The following is a 14,732-nucleotide window of genomic DNA, read 5'->3' as shown; positions in this document are numbered from 1 at the left end:
TCTAACGCCAACTCTTATTATTCAATCTCACGATTAACCATTGATTTTAGGTTTAATTTCAGCATTAACTGTTGCCCCAACATTGGATGCTTTACACAACAACCAGCTCAACTCTGGTTGCTTGAAAGTAGATTTCAATTGTGCCAAATACTGTGTAGCTACTGCTTCACTTTGAAAAATGGCAAACCCTGTTGGCCCCCAAGAGCTTTGACCAACGCATTTCACACCGCAGTGAGTTAAATAGCCCAAAACTTCTGCAACAGACTTGCTTGCATAGCGCCCACCACCTTGAGCAGGCGCAAAGTAATCACCTGTATACGCTTGTAACCTAGCAACCACCTCACCAAATACCTGCAAATCGCCTTCTTGTACTGCTGGTAATCCGCGCATAAGCATTTGATGATTTAAAGCCTGTGTCTGCGCCAAATCCACGTCTTTCAAACGCGCAAATGCTTGTATTTCTTCATTGCCGTGCACACCTACAAAATGATGGTCAAAAATTAAAAGGATACGCCACTGCTCTGGAAATGGGAATTGCGTCAGTATTGGCGGAACAATCGTATTCGCCCCTCTGCCACCATCTAAAACCAACCCTCCCTTGGCAAAAGTGCCGATGCCAATTCCTGAACGCATGCCTCGTTTAGTAATGCGCGCAATATCAGTCAATGCCAAATTTAGATTAAGTAAACGACTAATGCCCATACCAATAGCCAATGCCATTTGCGTGCCAGAGCCCAATCCAAAGTGACGAGGGATTTCTCGGTGTACTTTTATGCTGATGGCAGATTGAACATTGGCATGTTGCAAAATTAATAGCTTACTTTGCTTAATGTTGTCAGTTTCTGCCACATCAAACACATTATCGCCAACTGCCAGCTCAATCAATGTATCGGGCGCATCTAAACCAACACCCAAACTACCAAATCGCCTACCTTGTGCACCATTAAGATCCAAAAAACCCATATGCAGTCTTGCGAAAGCGTTCACAACAACATGTTGGCTAGTATCTGATTTATTCATTGTTTGTTATTTGGTTTATTAATTAGCAACATAATTTTTTATTATATAGGCTTGTTTATCGTCGCAAAAGGCTATTATTCAAGCGTGACATGCCTACGTGAATTTGGCATAATGAATTTAGTCTGCAAATAATGATTGAATAAGTTGTAACAAAATATAACCATTCCCATAATAATTTCATGAATATCAAAACTTTAAAGGTCCTGTATGTCTAGCTATGTCATTCCATTTGAAAACCTTCGTAATACCGATGTGCCCTCAGTTGGCGGAAAAAATGCATCATTAGGTGAAATGATTTCTCAATTAAGTGCAAAGGGTGTACGTGTTCCAACTGGTTTTGCTACCACAGCAGATGCTTATCGAGAGTTTTTAGCACAAAATGGTTTAGATGCAAAAATCAATGCTGAGTTAGATGCCCTCAATGCCGATGATACACAGGCATTGGCAATCTGCGGTGAAAAAATTCGCAACTGGATTATGCAAGCAGAGTTTCCAGCAGCCCTTAATGAAGCCATAGCAACAGAATATAAGCGTTTAATTGAACGCTCAGCAGAAGGTACCACCTTTGCCGTTCGCTCATCTGCAACAGCAGAAGATTTACCTGATGCTTCATTTGCTGGCCAACAAGAAAGCTTCTTAAATATTCATGGTTTAGACCACATTAATCATGCGATTAAAGAAGTATTTGCTTCTTTATATAATGATCGTGCAATTTCATATCGCGTGCACAAAGGCTTTGTCCATGCTGACGTTGCGCTATCAGCAGGTATCCAACAAATGGTACGTTCTGATATTGGTTGTGCAGGGGTCATGTTTTCTATTGATACCGAGTCTGGTTTTAAAGATGTCGTATTTATTACCTCTTCTTACGGTTTGGGCGAAACCGTCGTACAAGGCGCAGTGAACCCAGATGAGTTTTATGTACATAAACCTTTGTTAGCGCAGGGAAAACCTGCCATAGTGCGTCGTACTATTGGTTCCAAACTAATCAAAATGGTATTTTCAGATGCAACGCAGGCAGGCAAATCAACCAATACCGTTGAAGTGGATAAAGTAGAAGCTGAGCGCTTCTCTTTAACGAATGAAGATATCTTAGAATTAGCCACTTATGCCATGACGATTGAAAACCATTATGGTTGTCCTATGGATATTGAGTGGGGTAAAAATGGATTAGACAATAAACTCTACATTTTGCAAGCGCGTCCTGAAACCGTTAAATCACAAGAAGCAAAAAACAATGTAACCGAAACCTTTACATTAAAAAAACATGAAAATAAACCTTTGGTTGTTGGTCGTGCCGTAACGCAAAAAGTGGGCGTGGGTCCTGTACGCATTGTTTTAGACCCTGCTGAAATGCATGAAGTGCAACCCGGCGATGTATTGGTTGCTGACATGACTGACCCAAACTGGGAGCCCGTTATGAAGCGTGCAAGCGCTTTAGTGACCAATCGTGGTGGACGTACTTGTCATGCTGCCATCATCGCACGCGAGCTTGGTATTCCTGCCATTGTTGGCTCTGTCGATGCGACAGATTTACTACGCGAAGGTGAAGTGGTAACAGTCTCCTGCGCCGAAGGTGAAACAGGCTTTGTCTATCACGGCGAAATGGAATATAAAGTCACTACCGAAGAAAATGAGCCACTGTCAACACCACCTTGCAAAATTATGATGAATGTTGGTAGTCCGGATATGGCATTCAGCTTTGCACAAACACCTAACGATGGTGTTGGTCTAGCGCGTTTAGAGTTTGTTATCAATAATATGATTGGCATTCATCCAAAAGCGATTCTTAATATTGATGCCATGCCAACTGCTATTCAAGCAAAAATTAAGAGTAGAGCGCGCGGTTACGCTAGCCCAAAACAATTTTATATCGATAAAATTGCAGAAGGTGTAGCAACGATTGCCGCTGCTTTCTATCCTAAGCCAGTGATTGTGCGTACATCTGACTTCAAATCAAATGAGTATAAAAAACTCATTGGTGGTGATATTTACGAGCCAGATGAAGAAAATCCAATGATTGGTTTCCGTGGCGCTGCACGCTATATTGATCAAGACTTTAGAGAGTGCTTCGACATGGAGTGCCAAGCAATGAAGTATGTTCGTGATGTAATGGGCTTTACCAATGTAGAGCTGATGATTCCATTTGTGCGCACGGTAGATGAAGCAAAAGCAGTCACTGAAATTATGGCAGCGAATGGACTAAAACGCGGCGACAACAGCTTGCGTCTCATTATGATGTGTGAAATTCCATCCAATGCGTTAATTGCTGATCAATTCTTGGAATATTTTGATGGATTCTCAATTGGCTCAAATGATTTAACGCAATTGAGTTTAGGCATGGATCGAGACTCTGGCATCCTAGCGGCGGGCTTTGATGAGCGTAACGATGCTGTGAAAGAGCTACTCAAAATGGCAATTAACGCCTGTAATAAACAAGGTAAATACGTCGGCATTTGTGGTCAAGGACCTTCTGATCATCCAGATTTTGCTGAATGGTTAATTAAACAAGGCATCAAATCTATCTCCTTAAATCCAGATACCGTTGTCGCTACATGGCAACGCTTGACTAAATAAGCTTTAAAAGCAACGACTAAATGAATCAACGTTCAGTCTTTATTATCTCAGATAGCACTGGCACCACTGCTGGTGCGCTGAGTAAACTGCTAGAGCACTTTCCCAACACTGAATTTACTATTTCTCGTTTACCTTTTACTGACAACCTAGAAAAGATTGAAGCCGCACAAGCGGCTGTAAAGGCTGCAGCTCAATCTAACGAAGCATTACCAATTGTTATTATGTCGTTAGGTGATGTCACTTTGCGTCAAAAATTAAAAGAAACAAAAGCATACTATATTGACTTATTCACCACGTTTATTGACCCATTAGGCGAAGAGCTTCAAGAAACTCCGCTCACTGGGTCAGGCATTGCACACGGGGTGATGGGACATAGTTATGATGAACGAATAGAAGCGATTAACTTTTCGCTTAACCATGATGATGGTCAAACCGACGTTAATCTTGACCAAGCACAGGTCATTCTTGTTGGCGTTTCACGTTGTGGCAAAACCCCAACCAGTCTATATCTGGCGATGCAATTTGGCATTAAAGCCGCCAATTATCCGTTGATTCCTGAAGATTTTGAGCGCGGCACACTCCCCGCTTCATTGCTCAAACACATGGATAAAATATTCGGACTATCGATTAAACCAGAACGGTTGCACTCGGTCAGAAGTCAGCGTCGTCCCAATAGCTTTTATGCTTCATTAGAAAATTGTCGCAATGAAATCACTATTGCAGAAAACATGATGCGCAATCATGGCATTAGCTGGGCAGATTCAACAACACGTTCCGTTGAAGAGTTATCTGCCATTATCTTGCAAAAGATTAAACAGCCAAAAAAACAAATGCATTAAACATGACTAATGCATTTGTTTATATGTATCTTTATTTTAAGTAAGGCTTAATTTCACTTAATATCTTATCAGAATCAGGCTTAGTCATACTAGAAAACGCCGTCACTTTTTCACCGTTTGGTGCTATCACATATTTATAAAAATTCCACTTTGGTGCAGTGCCAGTCTTATCAATCAATTGCTTATAAAACGGATTGACATTATCGCCTCTCACTGAACTTTTAGACATCATCGGAAACTTAACGCCGTAGGTCATTTTACAAAAGTCACCAATTTTTTTATCTTCTGATAATTCCTGCATAAAATCATTCGATGGAAAACCAATTACCAGCAAGCCCTGAGCCTTGTATTGCTCATACATGCCTTCTAGCGTCTCAAACTGCGGGGTAAAACCACATTTGCTCGCAGTGTTAACCACCAAGATAGGCTTGTCTTTATAATCACACAAATTAAAAGCCTTACCCTCTAAAGTAGTGAACTGATGATCATATAGTGCATTACAACTCGCGTTCGCCATTGCGCTAACTCCTACTAAAAATAAACCAACAAATAATTGCTTAAAAAAGTGTTTGACCATCATTAAAACTCCCAAAAATTACTCACCCAACTTGGATTGACAAAAACAAAAGCAGTTCCATTTGATGAAAAACAAATGTGTACTTTAAAAAGTGACCATCTCTAACAACAACGTGACCAAAATTGCCAATTGTTATAACAAAAAATTATTCATCAAACTCACTATACAGCAAAACAAGTATTAAAAAATCTTAAGAAAAGCATTTACTGACCATCACCAAAACTGTTATCAGCAAATATTAAATATAATAATTCATATAGTTACACCATCAATAAACAGCAAAAATTAGTGAGCCGTTCAACATAAAGCCCACCACAAATGTGGCAATATCATCTCAGCACAAACTGGCACACAATATGCTCAAAATTAAATCAATAATGATATGACAACAAGAAAGCGAAACCATCATGACAGATAAAACACAATTATTAGACCAATTACTAGAAGATTTAGCCGGCGAAGAAATGAGCGAATTTGTTGACCATGTAGACTTAGATAATGAATACAGTAAATTTTCTGAAGTAGATGAATTTGCAGACATTGATAACTTCCACTAAAAAAAGTATTTCTATTAACTTTTTGTGTGTGATTTACAGACATCGTTAAAATGAATTTAATCAATATATAGTCGTCTATACCTATTCAAACAACCTTAGCAAGCCACGTCCATTCATGCTGAAGAATGGCGCTTAAAATTGCCTCAGCGTCAGAATCAAGATTGTGTTCCATGATAACTATCATCCGTAATATGCTAAATTTCTGAGCTAGTTATCAAGATTTTTACTCAATAAGAATGCATCAAATGCGCGCGCATTGTTAAATCTCATGACTAATCAATACAGCATTGTTATACCGCCCATTAATCTCTAAAATTTAATGACTATGAAATGCAGAAAGATACCATGCCCAACAAAAAAACAGACTTAAGCTTAATCATCAAAGCGCTCGCTTATGCTGCCGAAAAGCACAAACATCAGCGGCAAGACGATGAAGCAGCTCAACCTTATATTAATCATCCCATCGCATTAGTTAGCCTACTGAGTGAAGTTGGCATTACAGATTGCAAGGTTATTTGTGCGGCACTATTGCATGACACGTTGGAAGATACTAATGCCACATACGCCAAATTACGAACACATTTCGGACAAAAGATTAGCAATATTGTATTGGAATTATCTGATAACAAATCATTACCAGATACAGATCGCAGACGCTGGCAAGTGGCCCATGCAACAATAGCAAGCAAACGCGCAAAGCTCATCAAACTGGCAGATAAAACATGTAATTTGCGCGATATGATTAACGCACCACCAGTTGGCTGGAGCCCAGATCGAAAACGTGAATATTTTGACTGGGCAAAAGAAGTGATTGATGCGTTACGCGGTGTGAATAAAAAACTGGAAAAAGCATTTGATGCCGCTTATGCGTTACGGCCTTAATCATGCATTCAAATTCTTGTTAATACCGCCTCTTAGATATCACAACTTAAGAAACAAAAAACACCCTAGTGGGTGCTATTTTATTTTGGCGAGAGAGAGGGATTGTAATTACTTCACTTTGTGTGAAGTAATTATCTTTCGTGCCTCAAAACCGCTTCGCTTGCTCAGCGTCCAGCAAAGCATGCTTTGCTAGTCGAACCCGTGGAGGCTTCTCATCCAATCTCACCCCACAAAAATCAATAGCACCCGGGTGGGTGCTATTTTATTTTGGCGGAGAGAGAGGGATTCGAACCCTCGATAGAGTTGCCCCTATACCACCTTTCCAGGGTGGCGCTTTCGACCACTCAGCCATCTCTCCGTTTGTTTTTTTGCAATAAAACAGGCGCAGATTATAGCTGATGCATGGCAATTAAACAAAAATAAACGGTGTTTTGAGGTGGTGGATATTTACGTTGCGATTATCAAAATTTGAGATATGTGTATTGCGTCTTAAAAAATGTTCAAAGAATTGGATAATTTCTTTATTGATTTGTGCGTTAGTTAGGTTTATTGTCTTATATAAGAGATGATGCTCTTGTCCTTATATAATAAGGGCTGTAGCCAATTAGTTGTAATTTTTTGGCACAATTTAAAATAATTTCAGTTAATGCGGTTAAGCAAAGAGTTACGTTACATAATCACTAGAAAAACTAGAGGAGTTAGTATGAGTTTGGAGACATTAAAGTCACTTGGTGTGACAATCCCTTATAAAGCAAAGTATGATAATTTTATTGGTGGCAAGTGGGTTGCGCCAGTAAAAGGTGAATATTTTGATGTTATTTCACCTATTACAGGTAAAAACTATACAAAAGCAGCGCGCTCAAGTGCAGAAGACGTAGAGTTGGCTTTAGATGCAGCACATGCAGCGGCAGATGCTTGGGGTACAACTTCTACGACTGATCGTGCGAATGTTTTACTCAAAATTGCAGATCGCATTGAAGCGAATTTAGCGTTAATTGCAACGGCAGAGACGGTTGATAATGGCAAACCAATTCGTGAAACGATGAATGCGGATATTCCATTAACGGCTGATCATTTCCGTTATTTTGCCGGCGCAATTCGTGCACAAGAGGGCGGCATTAGTGAGATTGATAACGATACTGTTGCTTATCATTATCACGAGCCTTTGGGCGTTGTAGGTCAAATTATTCCATGGAACTTCCCAATTTTAATGGCGGCTTGGAAACTAGCGCCAGCGTTAGCTGCTGGTAATTGTGTTGTCCTAAAACCAGCTGAGTTTACGCCTATTTCTATTATGATTTTAATGGAAGTGATTGGTGATTTATTGCCACCAGGCACTGTGAATATTGTGAATGGTTATGGTCGCGAAGTGGGTGCGCCATTAGCAAATAGCAAACGCATTGCTAAAATTGGCTTTACAGGCTCAACCGCAACGGGCCGTGCTATTGCACAAGCTGCTGCAAGCAACTTAATTCCAGCTACTTTAGAGTTGGGTGGCAAATCTCCAAATATCTTCTTTGAAGATATTATGGATGCAGATGATGCTTTCTTTGATAAAGCAATTGAGGGCTTGGTGTTGTTTGCGTTTAACCAAGGCGAAGTGTGTACCTGCCCTTCTCGCGCATTGATTCAAGAGTCTATTTATGACAAATTTATTGCCCGTGTTTTAGAGCGTGTAAAAGCGATTAAGCAAGGTAATCCACTCGACCCAAATACAATGCTAGGTGCACAAGCATCGCAAGATCAGTTGAACAAAATCATGAACTATATTGATATTGGCAAGCAAGAAGGTGCTGAGGTATTAATTGGTGGTGAGCGTAAAATGCTAACTGGCGATGTGGCTGATGGTTATTATGTTGAGCCAACATTGCTTAAAGGTCATAACAAAATGCGTATTTTCCAAGAAGAGATTTTTGGTCCGGTGTTAGCGGTCACAACATTTAAAGATGAAGCAGAAGCATTAGCGATTGCTAACGATACTATTTTTGGTCTGGGTGCAGGCGTGTGGAGCCGTAATGGTACAACCGCTTACCGTATGGGTCGTGGTATTAAGGCAGGTCGTGTTTGGACAAATTGTTACCATATCTATCCTGCGCATGCTGCCTTTGGCGGTTATAAAGAGTCTGGCGTTGGTCGTGAAAATCATAAAATGATGCTTGATCACTACCAGCAAACCAAGAACTTATTGGTGAGTTATAACCCTAACAAATTAGGCTTCTTTTAATTGATGGGTTTAATTAAATAAGTAAAATAAAGGGGCGAGTTTTCGTCCCTTTTTTTTGGAGAAGTAAAATGGCTGAACGTGTTTCTGCAACAGAATCTGCAAAAGCGTTGATTCGACAATTAACTGCTGAGCATGGTGAAATTGCATTTTTACAATCTGGCGGCTGCTGTGAAGGCAGCGGTCCTTTGTGTATGCCAGCAAATGAAATGCGCCCAAGTGCGATGGATGTGATTTTAGGTGTATTAGAAGGCGCTACCTTTTATATGAGCGATAGCCACTATTCATTTGCGGAAAACATGCACACTATTTTGGATGCTGTGCCAGGTTCTAGCGGTTCGTTCTCGCTCGATTGCGGCACTGGCATGGCTTTTATTACTAGTGGACGCTTTTATAGCGATGAAGAGCTAGCAGAGCTAGAAAATAATCCAGCAAAACGCTGCGGATATTGAGTAAATTATTGTAAAATACCGATGGCGGGTCTCCTCGCATTGTAATGTAGCCAACCTGGTCAGATGCGGAAGCAAGCAGCCACAACTATTGCACAAGTGCCGGGGTAAGGCTCGCCACCATCAATAAAAAAGCGCTATCAATTCTTTTAGTAACTGTGTTCGCCAACTACCATTTATCAGCTAAAATAAGGTTATGTCACATCAAGTTCTAGCACGTAAATGGCGTCCAAAATCATTTGAAACCTTAGTTGGACAACCACATGTTGTGCGCGCCTTAACCAATGCGCTTGAGCAGCAACGCATCCATCACGCCTATTTGTTTACAGGTACGCGCGGTGTAGGCAAAACCACATTAGCACGCATTATTGCAAAATCATTAAATTGTGAAACGGGTATAACCGCTAAACCCTGTGGCATTTGCAATGCATGTACAGAAATTGACAAAGGTCGTTTTGTTGATTTATTAGAAGTTGACGCGGCGAGTAATACACAAGTTGATGCAATGCGCGAGTTGCTTGAGAATGCACAATATGCACCGACATCAGGTCGTTTTAAAGTGTACATTATTGATGAAGTACACATGCTATCCAAAAGCGCCTTCAATGCTATGCTTAAAACACTTGAAGAGCCACCTGCACATGTTAAATTCATCTTAGCGACGACGGATCCGCAAAAAGTACCGGTTACCGTTCTATCTCGTTGCCTGCAGTTTAATTTACGCCAAATGGCTAGCCCAACAATTATTGCGCACTTGCAAGAGGTGTTAACGCAAGAAAATATTCCATTTGAGATGGCTGGAATACAATTGATTGCACGGGCCGCAGAAGGCAGTATGCGCGATGCGTTATCACTAACTGATCAAGCGATTGCTTATGGCAATCAAGCAGTGAATGAGGCTGATGTGCGAAGTATGTTGGGGGCAATTGACCAGAGCTATCTGTTTGATATTATTCATGCTTTAATCAATGAAGATGGCGCTAGTTTAATTGCTAAAGCGCAAGAAATGGAAGCGCGCAGCATATCGTTTGAAGCTGCTTTAAATGATCTGGCCAAACTATTGCACCAGATAGCCATTGCACAAACCGTTCCAGAAACCATTAGTCATGATTTACCTGAACGAGATAGTTTATTGCAACTTGCCCAAGCCTTATCTGCCGAGAAATTACAACTTTATTATCAAATTGCTTTATTAGGTGGTAGAGATATTGGTCTAGCACCCGATGAATATGCTGGATTTACCATGAGCTTGCTCCGGATGTTGGCGTTCTCTCCTGCTGAGTCAAACTCTGCTCAAAAAAAAAATAGTGAAAATATAAGTAGTCATCAAAGTGCTAATGCTTCTAGTACGGTTACACAAAATCCAGAGCCAATTCATCGCAGTGCTCACGTGCTACTTGATAACAAACAGCCAATTGATACAAAGCCATCTGCAGTCCAATCTATTGAGGCTAAAACGGCTATTGATTCTATAAGCACACCGCTTGAAGAGCCTGAAGTATTGACAAATAATATGCCAATATTATTTGATGGTAATTGGCGAAAATTGATAGAGCTTCATTTAAAACTTGGGATCGCGCGTGCGTTGGCACAACACTGTGAAATGCTCTCTTACGATGAAAATAGTATTACTTTGCGTGTGGCAGAAAAACAAAAGCATTTAGTGAGTGCGACTTATCAAGAAAAACTATCGTCTGCAATTAATATGCATTTTGGCCGAAAAATAGAGCTACATTTTCAAATCGATAGTGAAGCAAATACCCCAGCAAAAGAGCAGGCCGAGGAAAAAGCGGTCATTCAATCAAGTGCAGAAGAGGCGATTATGAATGATGCCTTTGTGCAGGCATTAATCAATGATTTTGATGCCAAAATTATACCCAACAGTATTAAACCGACAACATAAAAAGGAGACCAAAATGAAGGGTGGTATGGGCAATATGATGAAGCAAGCGCAAATGATGCAAGCCAATATGCAAAAGGCGCAAGCAGAGTTGGCCAATGTAGAAGTAGAAGGTATTGCCAGCAACGGCTTGGTAAAAGTAACCATGACTTGTCGCAATGAGGTAAAACGTGTAAGTATTGATGACAGTGTAATGGACGACAGAGAAACACTAGAAGACTTATTGGTCATCGCACTTAAAGATGCCAATCAAAAGGCAGAAGCTACCGCTACAGCCCGCATGAGTAGCTTGATGCCAGCTGGTATGAAATTACCATTCTAAAATTGCTTTAAGAGCCTATTTATTTTGAAAAATCCGCCAGCTTTAGAACAACTAATAGCGTCTTTACGCTGTTTGCCAGGCGTTGGTCCAAAGTCTGCTTTACGTATGGCTTACTATCTTTTGCAGCGTGATAGAAAAGGAGCAAGTGCACTGGCATCTGCATTAAGTGATGCTTTAGAAACAGTTGGCCATTGTCAGCTCTGTAATAACTTTAGTGAACAACCCACCTGCCCCACTTGTGCATCTGATAAGCGAGATACTCACCTACTGTGTGTAGTAGAAATGCCAACAGACGTCATGATGTTGGAACAAACACAATCTTATGATGGCATGTATTTTGTGTTAATGGGAAGACTTTCACCATTGGACGGCATTGGACCAAAAGAAATTAATTTAGATAAGCTGATCAAACGTGCTCAAAACGGTACTGTGCAAGAGGTAATTTTAGCGACTAATTACACTGTTGAAGGCGAAGCGACAGCACATTACATAATGGAGTTACTGAAAGCACGTAATATTCAAGTCAGTCGCATTGCGCGTGGCTTACCCATGGGCGGTGAGATTGAGTATGTGGATAGCGGCACACTCGCACAAGCAATTATGGAACGTAAACGTATTAATTAATCAACTTCAAAATATCAATTGGCGTGGTAACGAATGCATCCGCACCCCAATCTTGCGGCTTGTCTGTTGTATGAATATATCCATACATGGCGATGGCAGTATACATGCCAGCCGCTCTTCCCGCTTCAATATCTCGCGCTGCATCACCAATATAGATGCACTCATTAGCAGGTACTTGCGCTTTTTCACAAGCCAGCAATAGCGTTGCTGGTGACGGCTTTGGCTGCGGTGCATCATCACCACTGATGACACAAATAGCATCCTGATAAAGACCTAAACTTTTCACTAAAGGTACAGTAAAACGACTGGGTTTGTTCGTCACAATACCCCAGCTCAATCCTTTTTGCACAATAGCTTCTAATGTTGCTTGCATGCCATCAAATAATCGAGGAGAACGTGTCAATACGCCCTCATACAAATCCAGATATTCATCACGCATCTGAATAAACTGCGCGTCAGCTGGTGTAATACCAAAGCCTAAATTAAGCAAACCACGGGAACCATGTGAAGCAAAAGGCCTAATCACTGAATCTGGCAACGGTGATTTACCATATTGTTGCAATTGTAAATTGAGTGCGTGACCAAGATCTGACGCTGTATCCACTAAGGTACCGTCTAAATCAAATAGTATTGTTTTATATGTCATTATGGTCATTACAATGATGGTTTTTGTGTGTGAATAAGATAATTCACAGAAACATCATTGTTTAACCAATAACGCCGTGTAATCGGGTTATAGCTCATACCTACTTGGTCAATAACCGATAAATCAGTTTGACGAGCAAAACGCGCTAATTCTGATGGTTTAATGAATTTAGCGTAATCGTGTGTTCCCTTAGGTAGCATCTGTAAAATATATTCCGCTCCTAATACAGCAAAAAGATACGCTTTCGGATTGCGATTAATTGTAGAAAAAAAGACATGTCCACCTGGTTTAACCAATTTAGCACAAGCAGCCACAATACTTGCAGGATCAGGCACATGCTCTAGCATCTCTAAGCAAGTCACAATATCATATGCATCTTGGACTTCTGTTGCCAGTGCTTCTGCTGAGATTAAGCGATAGTCAACTTCAACACCACTTTCAAGACTATGTAGTTGCGCTACTTTTAATGCTTTTTCACCCAAGTCAATGCCAGTCACTATGGCGCCTTTGTGTGCCATAGACTCGGATAAGATGCCACCACCACAACCAACGTCTAAAACACGTTTTCCATTAAGACTAACAGCAGCATTAATATAATCCAATCTTAATGGGTTAATATCATGAAGTGGCTTAAACTCACTGGTTTTATCCCACCACTTATGTGCCAATTCACTAAACTTATTGAGTTCAGCCGTGTCTGCATTAACCCTATCTTCATTCATCATTTCATTCATGCAAACTCTCTTACTTTCGATTGCCATTTAGTTACGATCGCGTTTAACTCCCTTGGTTCAATGCCACTATAGACTGCCGCACTATCTATTGGTTGATGATAACGTAGCTCTCCATCAACCCAGACATGACTAACTTGCTCACGCCCTGCAACATAAACTAAATGGGAGACTGGATCAAAACAAGGTAGCATTTCAATATCAGAGAAACAAATGGCAGTTAAATCTGCTTTTTTATTCACTTCGATTGAGCCAATTTTATCTTCCAAACCGAGCGCTTTAGCACCATTAATGGTTGCCATTTCAATTGCCATATGTGCTGGCACTGCTGTTGCATCGCCACTTTCTGCTTTTGCCAGCAAGGCTGCCAATCGCATCTCTGTAAAAATATCTAGTCGATTATTACTCGCTGCGCCGTCCGTGCCTAATCCTACATTAATATTATATTGAATGTACTGACTAATAGGCGCAATACCACTTGCAAGCTTTAAATTAGAGCTTGGGCAGTGTGCAACACTGCAACCATAATCTGCCAATAAACGCATTTCAACATCATTCATGTGAACACAATGCGCAAAAGTAACTCTAGGGCCTAATAAACCCAGATTAGCTAATCGTGCTAAAGGTCGTAATCCATGCATTACAATACTTTGAGAAACCTCTTCTTTAGTCTCATGCAGGTGAGTGTGCACGCCAATATTAACTTGGTCAGCAAGCATGGCAATGCGCTGAAAGGTCTGATCTGAAACTGTATAAGGCGCATGCGGTGCGAAGCTAAAACTTACCAATGACTGATCTCGATAACCATCACGCGCATCTAATCCTTTTTTAATATAACTATCTGCGTCATTTGCATACTGTGTCGGAAATTCGATCACTACCAATCCTAAGTTAGCACGCAACCCCATTTTAATACTTGCTTGCGCAGCTGCTATAGGGAAAAAATACATATCATTAAAAGTTGTTATCCCACCAGCAAGCATTTCTGCTGCGGCCAATATTGTGCCTTCATATACAAAATCAGGTGCAACAAGTTTACTTTCTGCTGGCCAAATATGCTCTTCTAACCAAGGCTTAAGTGCTATGCCATCTGCCAAGCCACGCATTAAGCTCATTGCCGCATGCGTATGCAGATTAACCAAACCTGGCATCAAAATATGATTATTTAATTGGATTATTTCATTGGCTTGATAATGTAGACGAGCCTCTTTTATCGAACACACATCGATAATTTTCTCTGCATCAATAACAACAGCATAATGCTCTAGAAGCGTATTTCTTGGTATTATGGGTAAAACCCAACGTGCTTCAATGATGGTAGTGACTTGTTTCATGACAACATTATATATGGTTTAGTCGCATATAAAAAAGCCCCGCTCACGCGCGG

At 40.7% G+C, this 14,732-nt stretch carries 14 protein-coding genes, 1 tRNA gene and 1 other RNA gene; 10 read left to right on the top strand and 6 right to left on the bottom strand.

Translation table 11 applies throughout. The features are described 5' to 3' along the window. Nucleotides 1-33 precede the first annotated feature (33 nt). Nucleotides 34-1,020 carry a GHMP kinase gene (locus KFB94_09530; GenBank protein QVL45450.1) on the bottom strand — a complete coding sequence of 329 codons (987 nt, stop codon included), beginning with the start codon at nt 1,018-1,020 and terminating at the stop codon, nt 34-36. A gap of 207 nt (nt 1,021-1,227) precedes the next feature. On the opposite strand from KFB94_09530, the gene ppsA reads away from it, so the two are divergent. Both ppsA and KFB94_09520 read left to right on the top strand, forming a co-directional pair. Beyond that, complete coding sequence (gene ppsA / locus KFB94_09525; protein QVL45449.1) at nt 1,228-3,597, top strand: phosphoenolpyruvate synthase; 2,370 nt, start codon at nt 1,228-1,230, stop codon at nt 3,595-3,597. A gap of 20 nt (nt 3,598-3,617) precedes the next feature. Beyond that, nucleotides 3,618-4,436, top strand: coding sequence for a kinase/pyrophosphorylase (locus tag KFB94_09520; GenBank protein ID QVL45448.1), 819 nt, complete (start codon nt 3,618-3,620; stop codon nt 4,434-4,436). A 31-nt stretch (nt 4,437-4,467) separates the two neighbouring features. Here KFB94_09520 and KFB94_09515 read toward each other — a convergent pair whose 3' ends face one another. Then, on the bottom strand, nt 4,468-5,013 hold the full coding sequence (locus tag KFB94_09515) for a glutathione peroxidase (protein QVL46660.1): 546 nt from the start codon (nt 5,011-5,013) through the stop codon (nt 4,468-4,470). Nucleotides 5,014-5,420: 407 nt separating this feature from the next. Here KFB94_09515 and KFB94_09510 point away from each other — a divergent pair, with 407 nt between their 5' ends. Continuing rightward, nucleotides 5,421-5,570 carry a hypothetical protein gene (locus tag KFB94_09510; protein QVL45447.1) on the top strand — a complete coding sequence of 50 codons (150 nt, stop codon included), beginning with the start codon at nt 5,421-5,423 and terminating at the stop codon, nt 5,568-5,570. Between the two features lie 330 nt (nt 5,571-5,900). After that, on the top strand, nt 5,901-6,452 hold the full coding sequence (locus tag KFB94_09505) for a bifunctional (p)ppGpp synthetase/guanosine-3',5'-bis(diphosphate) 3'-pyrophosphohydrolase (protein QVL45446.1): 552 nt from the start codon (nt 5,901-5,903) through the stop codon (nt 6,450-6,452). Between the two features lie 268 nt (nt 6,453-6,720). Here the strand turns inward: KFB94_09505 and KFB94_09500 are convergent. Then, a tRNA-Ser gene (locus tag KFB94_09500) sits at nt 6,721-6,810 on the bottom strand. Nucleotides 6,811-7,155: 345 nt separating this feature from the next. On the opposite strand from KFB94_09500, the gene KFB94_09495 reads away from it, so the two are divergent. The 6 genes from KFB94_09495 (at nt 7,156) to recR (ending at nt 11,968) form a co-directional block, all read left to right on the top strand. Next, nucleotides 7,156-8,676 (top strand): aldehyde dehydrogenase, encoded by a 1,521-nt coding sequence (locus KFB94_09495; protein ID QVL45445.1) that lies wholly within the window; start codon nt 7,156-7,158, stop codon nt 8,674-8,676. Between the two features lie 68 nt (nt 8,677-8,744). Beyond that, nucleotides 8,745-9,125, top strand: a complete 381-nt coding sequence (locus tag KFB94_09490; GenBank protein ID QVL45444.1) for a DUF779 domain-containing protein — start codon at nt 8,745-8,747, stop codon at nt 9,123-9,125. Nucleotides 9,126-9,148: 23 nt separating this feature from the next. After that, nucleotides 9,149-9,244: signal recognition particle sRNA small type (gene ffs, locus KFB94_09485), an RNA gene on the top strand. A 74-nt stretch (nt 9,245-9,318) separates the two neighbouring features. Continuing rightward, nucleotides 9,319-11,025 carry a DNA polymerase III subunit gamma/tau gene (gene dnaX / locus KFB94_09480; GenBank protein ID QVL45443.1) on the top strand — a complete coding sequence of 569 codons (1,707 nt, stop codon included), beginning with the start codon at nt 9,319-9,321 and terminating at the stop codon, nt 11,023-11,025. A 13-nt stretch (nt 11,026-11,038) separates the two neighbouring features. After that, the gene (locus KFB94_09475) at nt 11,039-11,344 is read left to right on the top strand and encodes a YbaB/EbfC family nucleoid-associated protein (protein QVL45442.1); all 306 of its coding nucleotides are present in this window, start codon (nt 11,039-11,041) and stop codon (nt 11,342-11,344) included. 24 nt (nt 11,345-11,368) lie between these two features. After that, entirely contained in the window at nt 11,369-11,968 is a 600-nt protein-coding gene (gene recR / locus KFB94_09470) for a recombination mediator RecR (protein ID QVL45441.1), read from the top strand. On the opposite strand, the gene KFB94_09465 is transcribed toward recR, so the two are convergent. The 3 genes from KFB94_09465 to KFB94_09455 are packed head-to-tail and all read right to left on the bottom strand — an operon-like array spanning nt 11,961 to nt 14,679. Continuing rightward, the gene (locus KFB94_09465; protein ID QVL45440.1) at nt 11,961-12,614 is read right to left on the bottom strand and encodes an HAD-IA family hydrolase; all 654 of its coding nucleotides are present in this window, start codon (nt 12,612-12,614) and stop codon (nt 11,961-11,963) included. The two genes, recR and KFB94_09465, sit on opposite strands and share 8 nt — an antisense overlap. 8 nt (nt 12,615-12,622) lie before the next feature. Then, on the bottom strand, nt 12,623-13,336 hold the full coding sequence (gene ubiG, locus KFB94_09460) for a bifunctional 2-polyprenyl-6-hydroxyphenol methylase/3-demethylubiquinol 3-O-methyltransferase UbiG (protein QVL46659.1): 714 nt from the start codon (nt 13,334-13,336) through the stop codon (nt 12,623-12,625). An 8-nt stretch (nt 13,337-13,344) separates the two neighbouring features. Next, nucleotides 13,345-14,679: a TRZ/ATZ family hydrolase gene (locus tag KFB94_09455; GenBank protein QVL45439.1), complete on the bottom strand. Its 1,335-nt coding sequence runs from the start codon at nt 14,677-14,679 to the stop codon at nt 13,345-13,347. Nucleotides 14,680-14,732: the final 53 nt, after the last annotated feature.

The sequence above is a fragment of the Methylophilaceae bacterium genome, assembly GCA_018398995.1.
Lineage (GTDB): Bacteria > Pseudomonadota > Gammaproteobacteria > Burkholderiales > Methylophilaceae.
The sequence above is the reverse complement of the archived record's forward strand: the minus strand, read 5'-3'. Positions and strand labels throughout refer to the sequence as shown.

What these genes read in the sequence shown, in the direction of transcription:
- KFB94_09530 (QVL45450.1), bottom strand. Translation starts at nt 1,020, where the DNA reads ATGAATAAATCAGATACTAGCCAACATGTTGTTGTGAACGCTTTCGCA.
- KFB94_09490 (QVL45444.1), top strand. Translation starts at nt 8,745, where the DNA reads ATGGCTGAACGTGTTTCTGCAACAGAATCTGCAAAAGCGTTGATTCGA.
- KFB94_09505 (QVL45446.1), top strand. Translation starts at nt 5,901, where the DNA reads ATGCAGAAAGATACCATGCCCAACAAAAAAACAGACTTAAGCTTAATC.
- dnaX (QVL45443.1), top strand. Translation starts at nt 9,319, where the DNA reads ATGTCACATCAAGTTCTAGCACGTAAATGGCGTCCAAAATCATTTGAA.
- KFB94_09465 (QVL45440.1), bottom strand. Translation starts at nt 12,614, where the DNA reads ATGACATATAAAACAATACTATTTGATTTAGACGGTACCTTAGTGGAT.
- ubiG (QVL46659.1), bottom strand. Translation starts at nt 13,336, where the DNA reads ATGAATGAAGATAGGGTTAATGCAGACACGGCTGAACTCAATAAGTTT.
- KFB94_09475 (QVL45442.1), top strand. Translation starts at nt 11,039, where the DNA reads ATGAAGGGTGGTATGGGCAATATGATGAAGCAAGCGCAAATGATGCAA.
- KFB94_09520 (QVL45448.1), top strand. Translation starts at nt 3,618, where the DNA reads ATGAATCAACGTTCAGTCTTTATTATCTCAGATAGCACTGGCACCACT.
- KFB94_09515 (QVL46660.1), bottom strand. Translation starts at nt 5,013, where the DNA reads ATGGTCAAACACTTTTTTAAGCAATTATTTGTTGGTTTATTTTTAGTA.
- ppsA (QVL45449.1), top strand. Translation starts at nt 1,228, where the DNA reads ATGTCTAGCTATGTCATTCCATTTGAAAACCTTCGTAATACCGATGTG.
- KFB94_09510 (QVL45447.1), top strand. Translation starts at nt 5,421, where the DNA reads ATGACAGATAAAACACAATTATTAGACCAATTACTAGAAGATTTAGCC.
- KFB94_09455 (QVL45439.1), bottom strand. Translation starts at nt 14,679, where the DNA reads ATGAAACAAGTCACTACCATCATTGAAGCACGTTGGGTTTTACCCATA.
- KFB94_09495 (QVL45445.1), top strand. Translation starts at nt 7,156, where the DNA reads ATGAGTTTGGAGACATTAAAGTCACTTGGTGTGACAATCCCTTATAAA.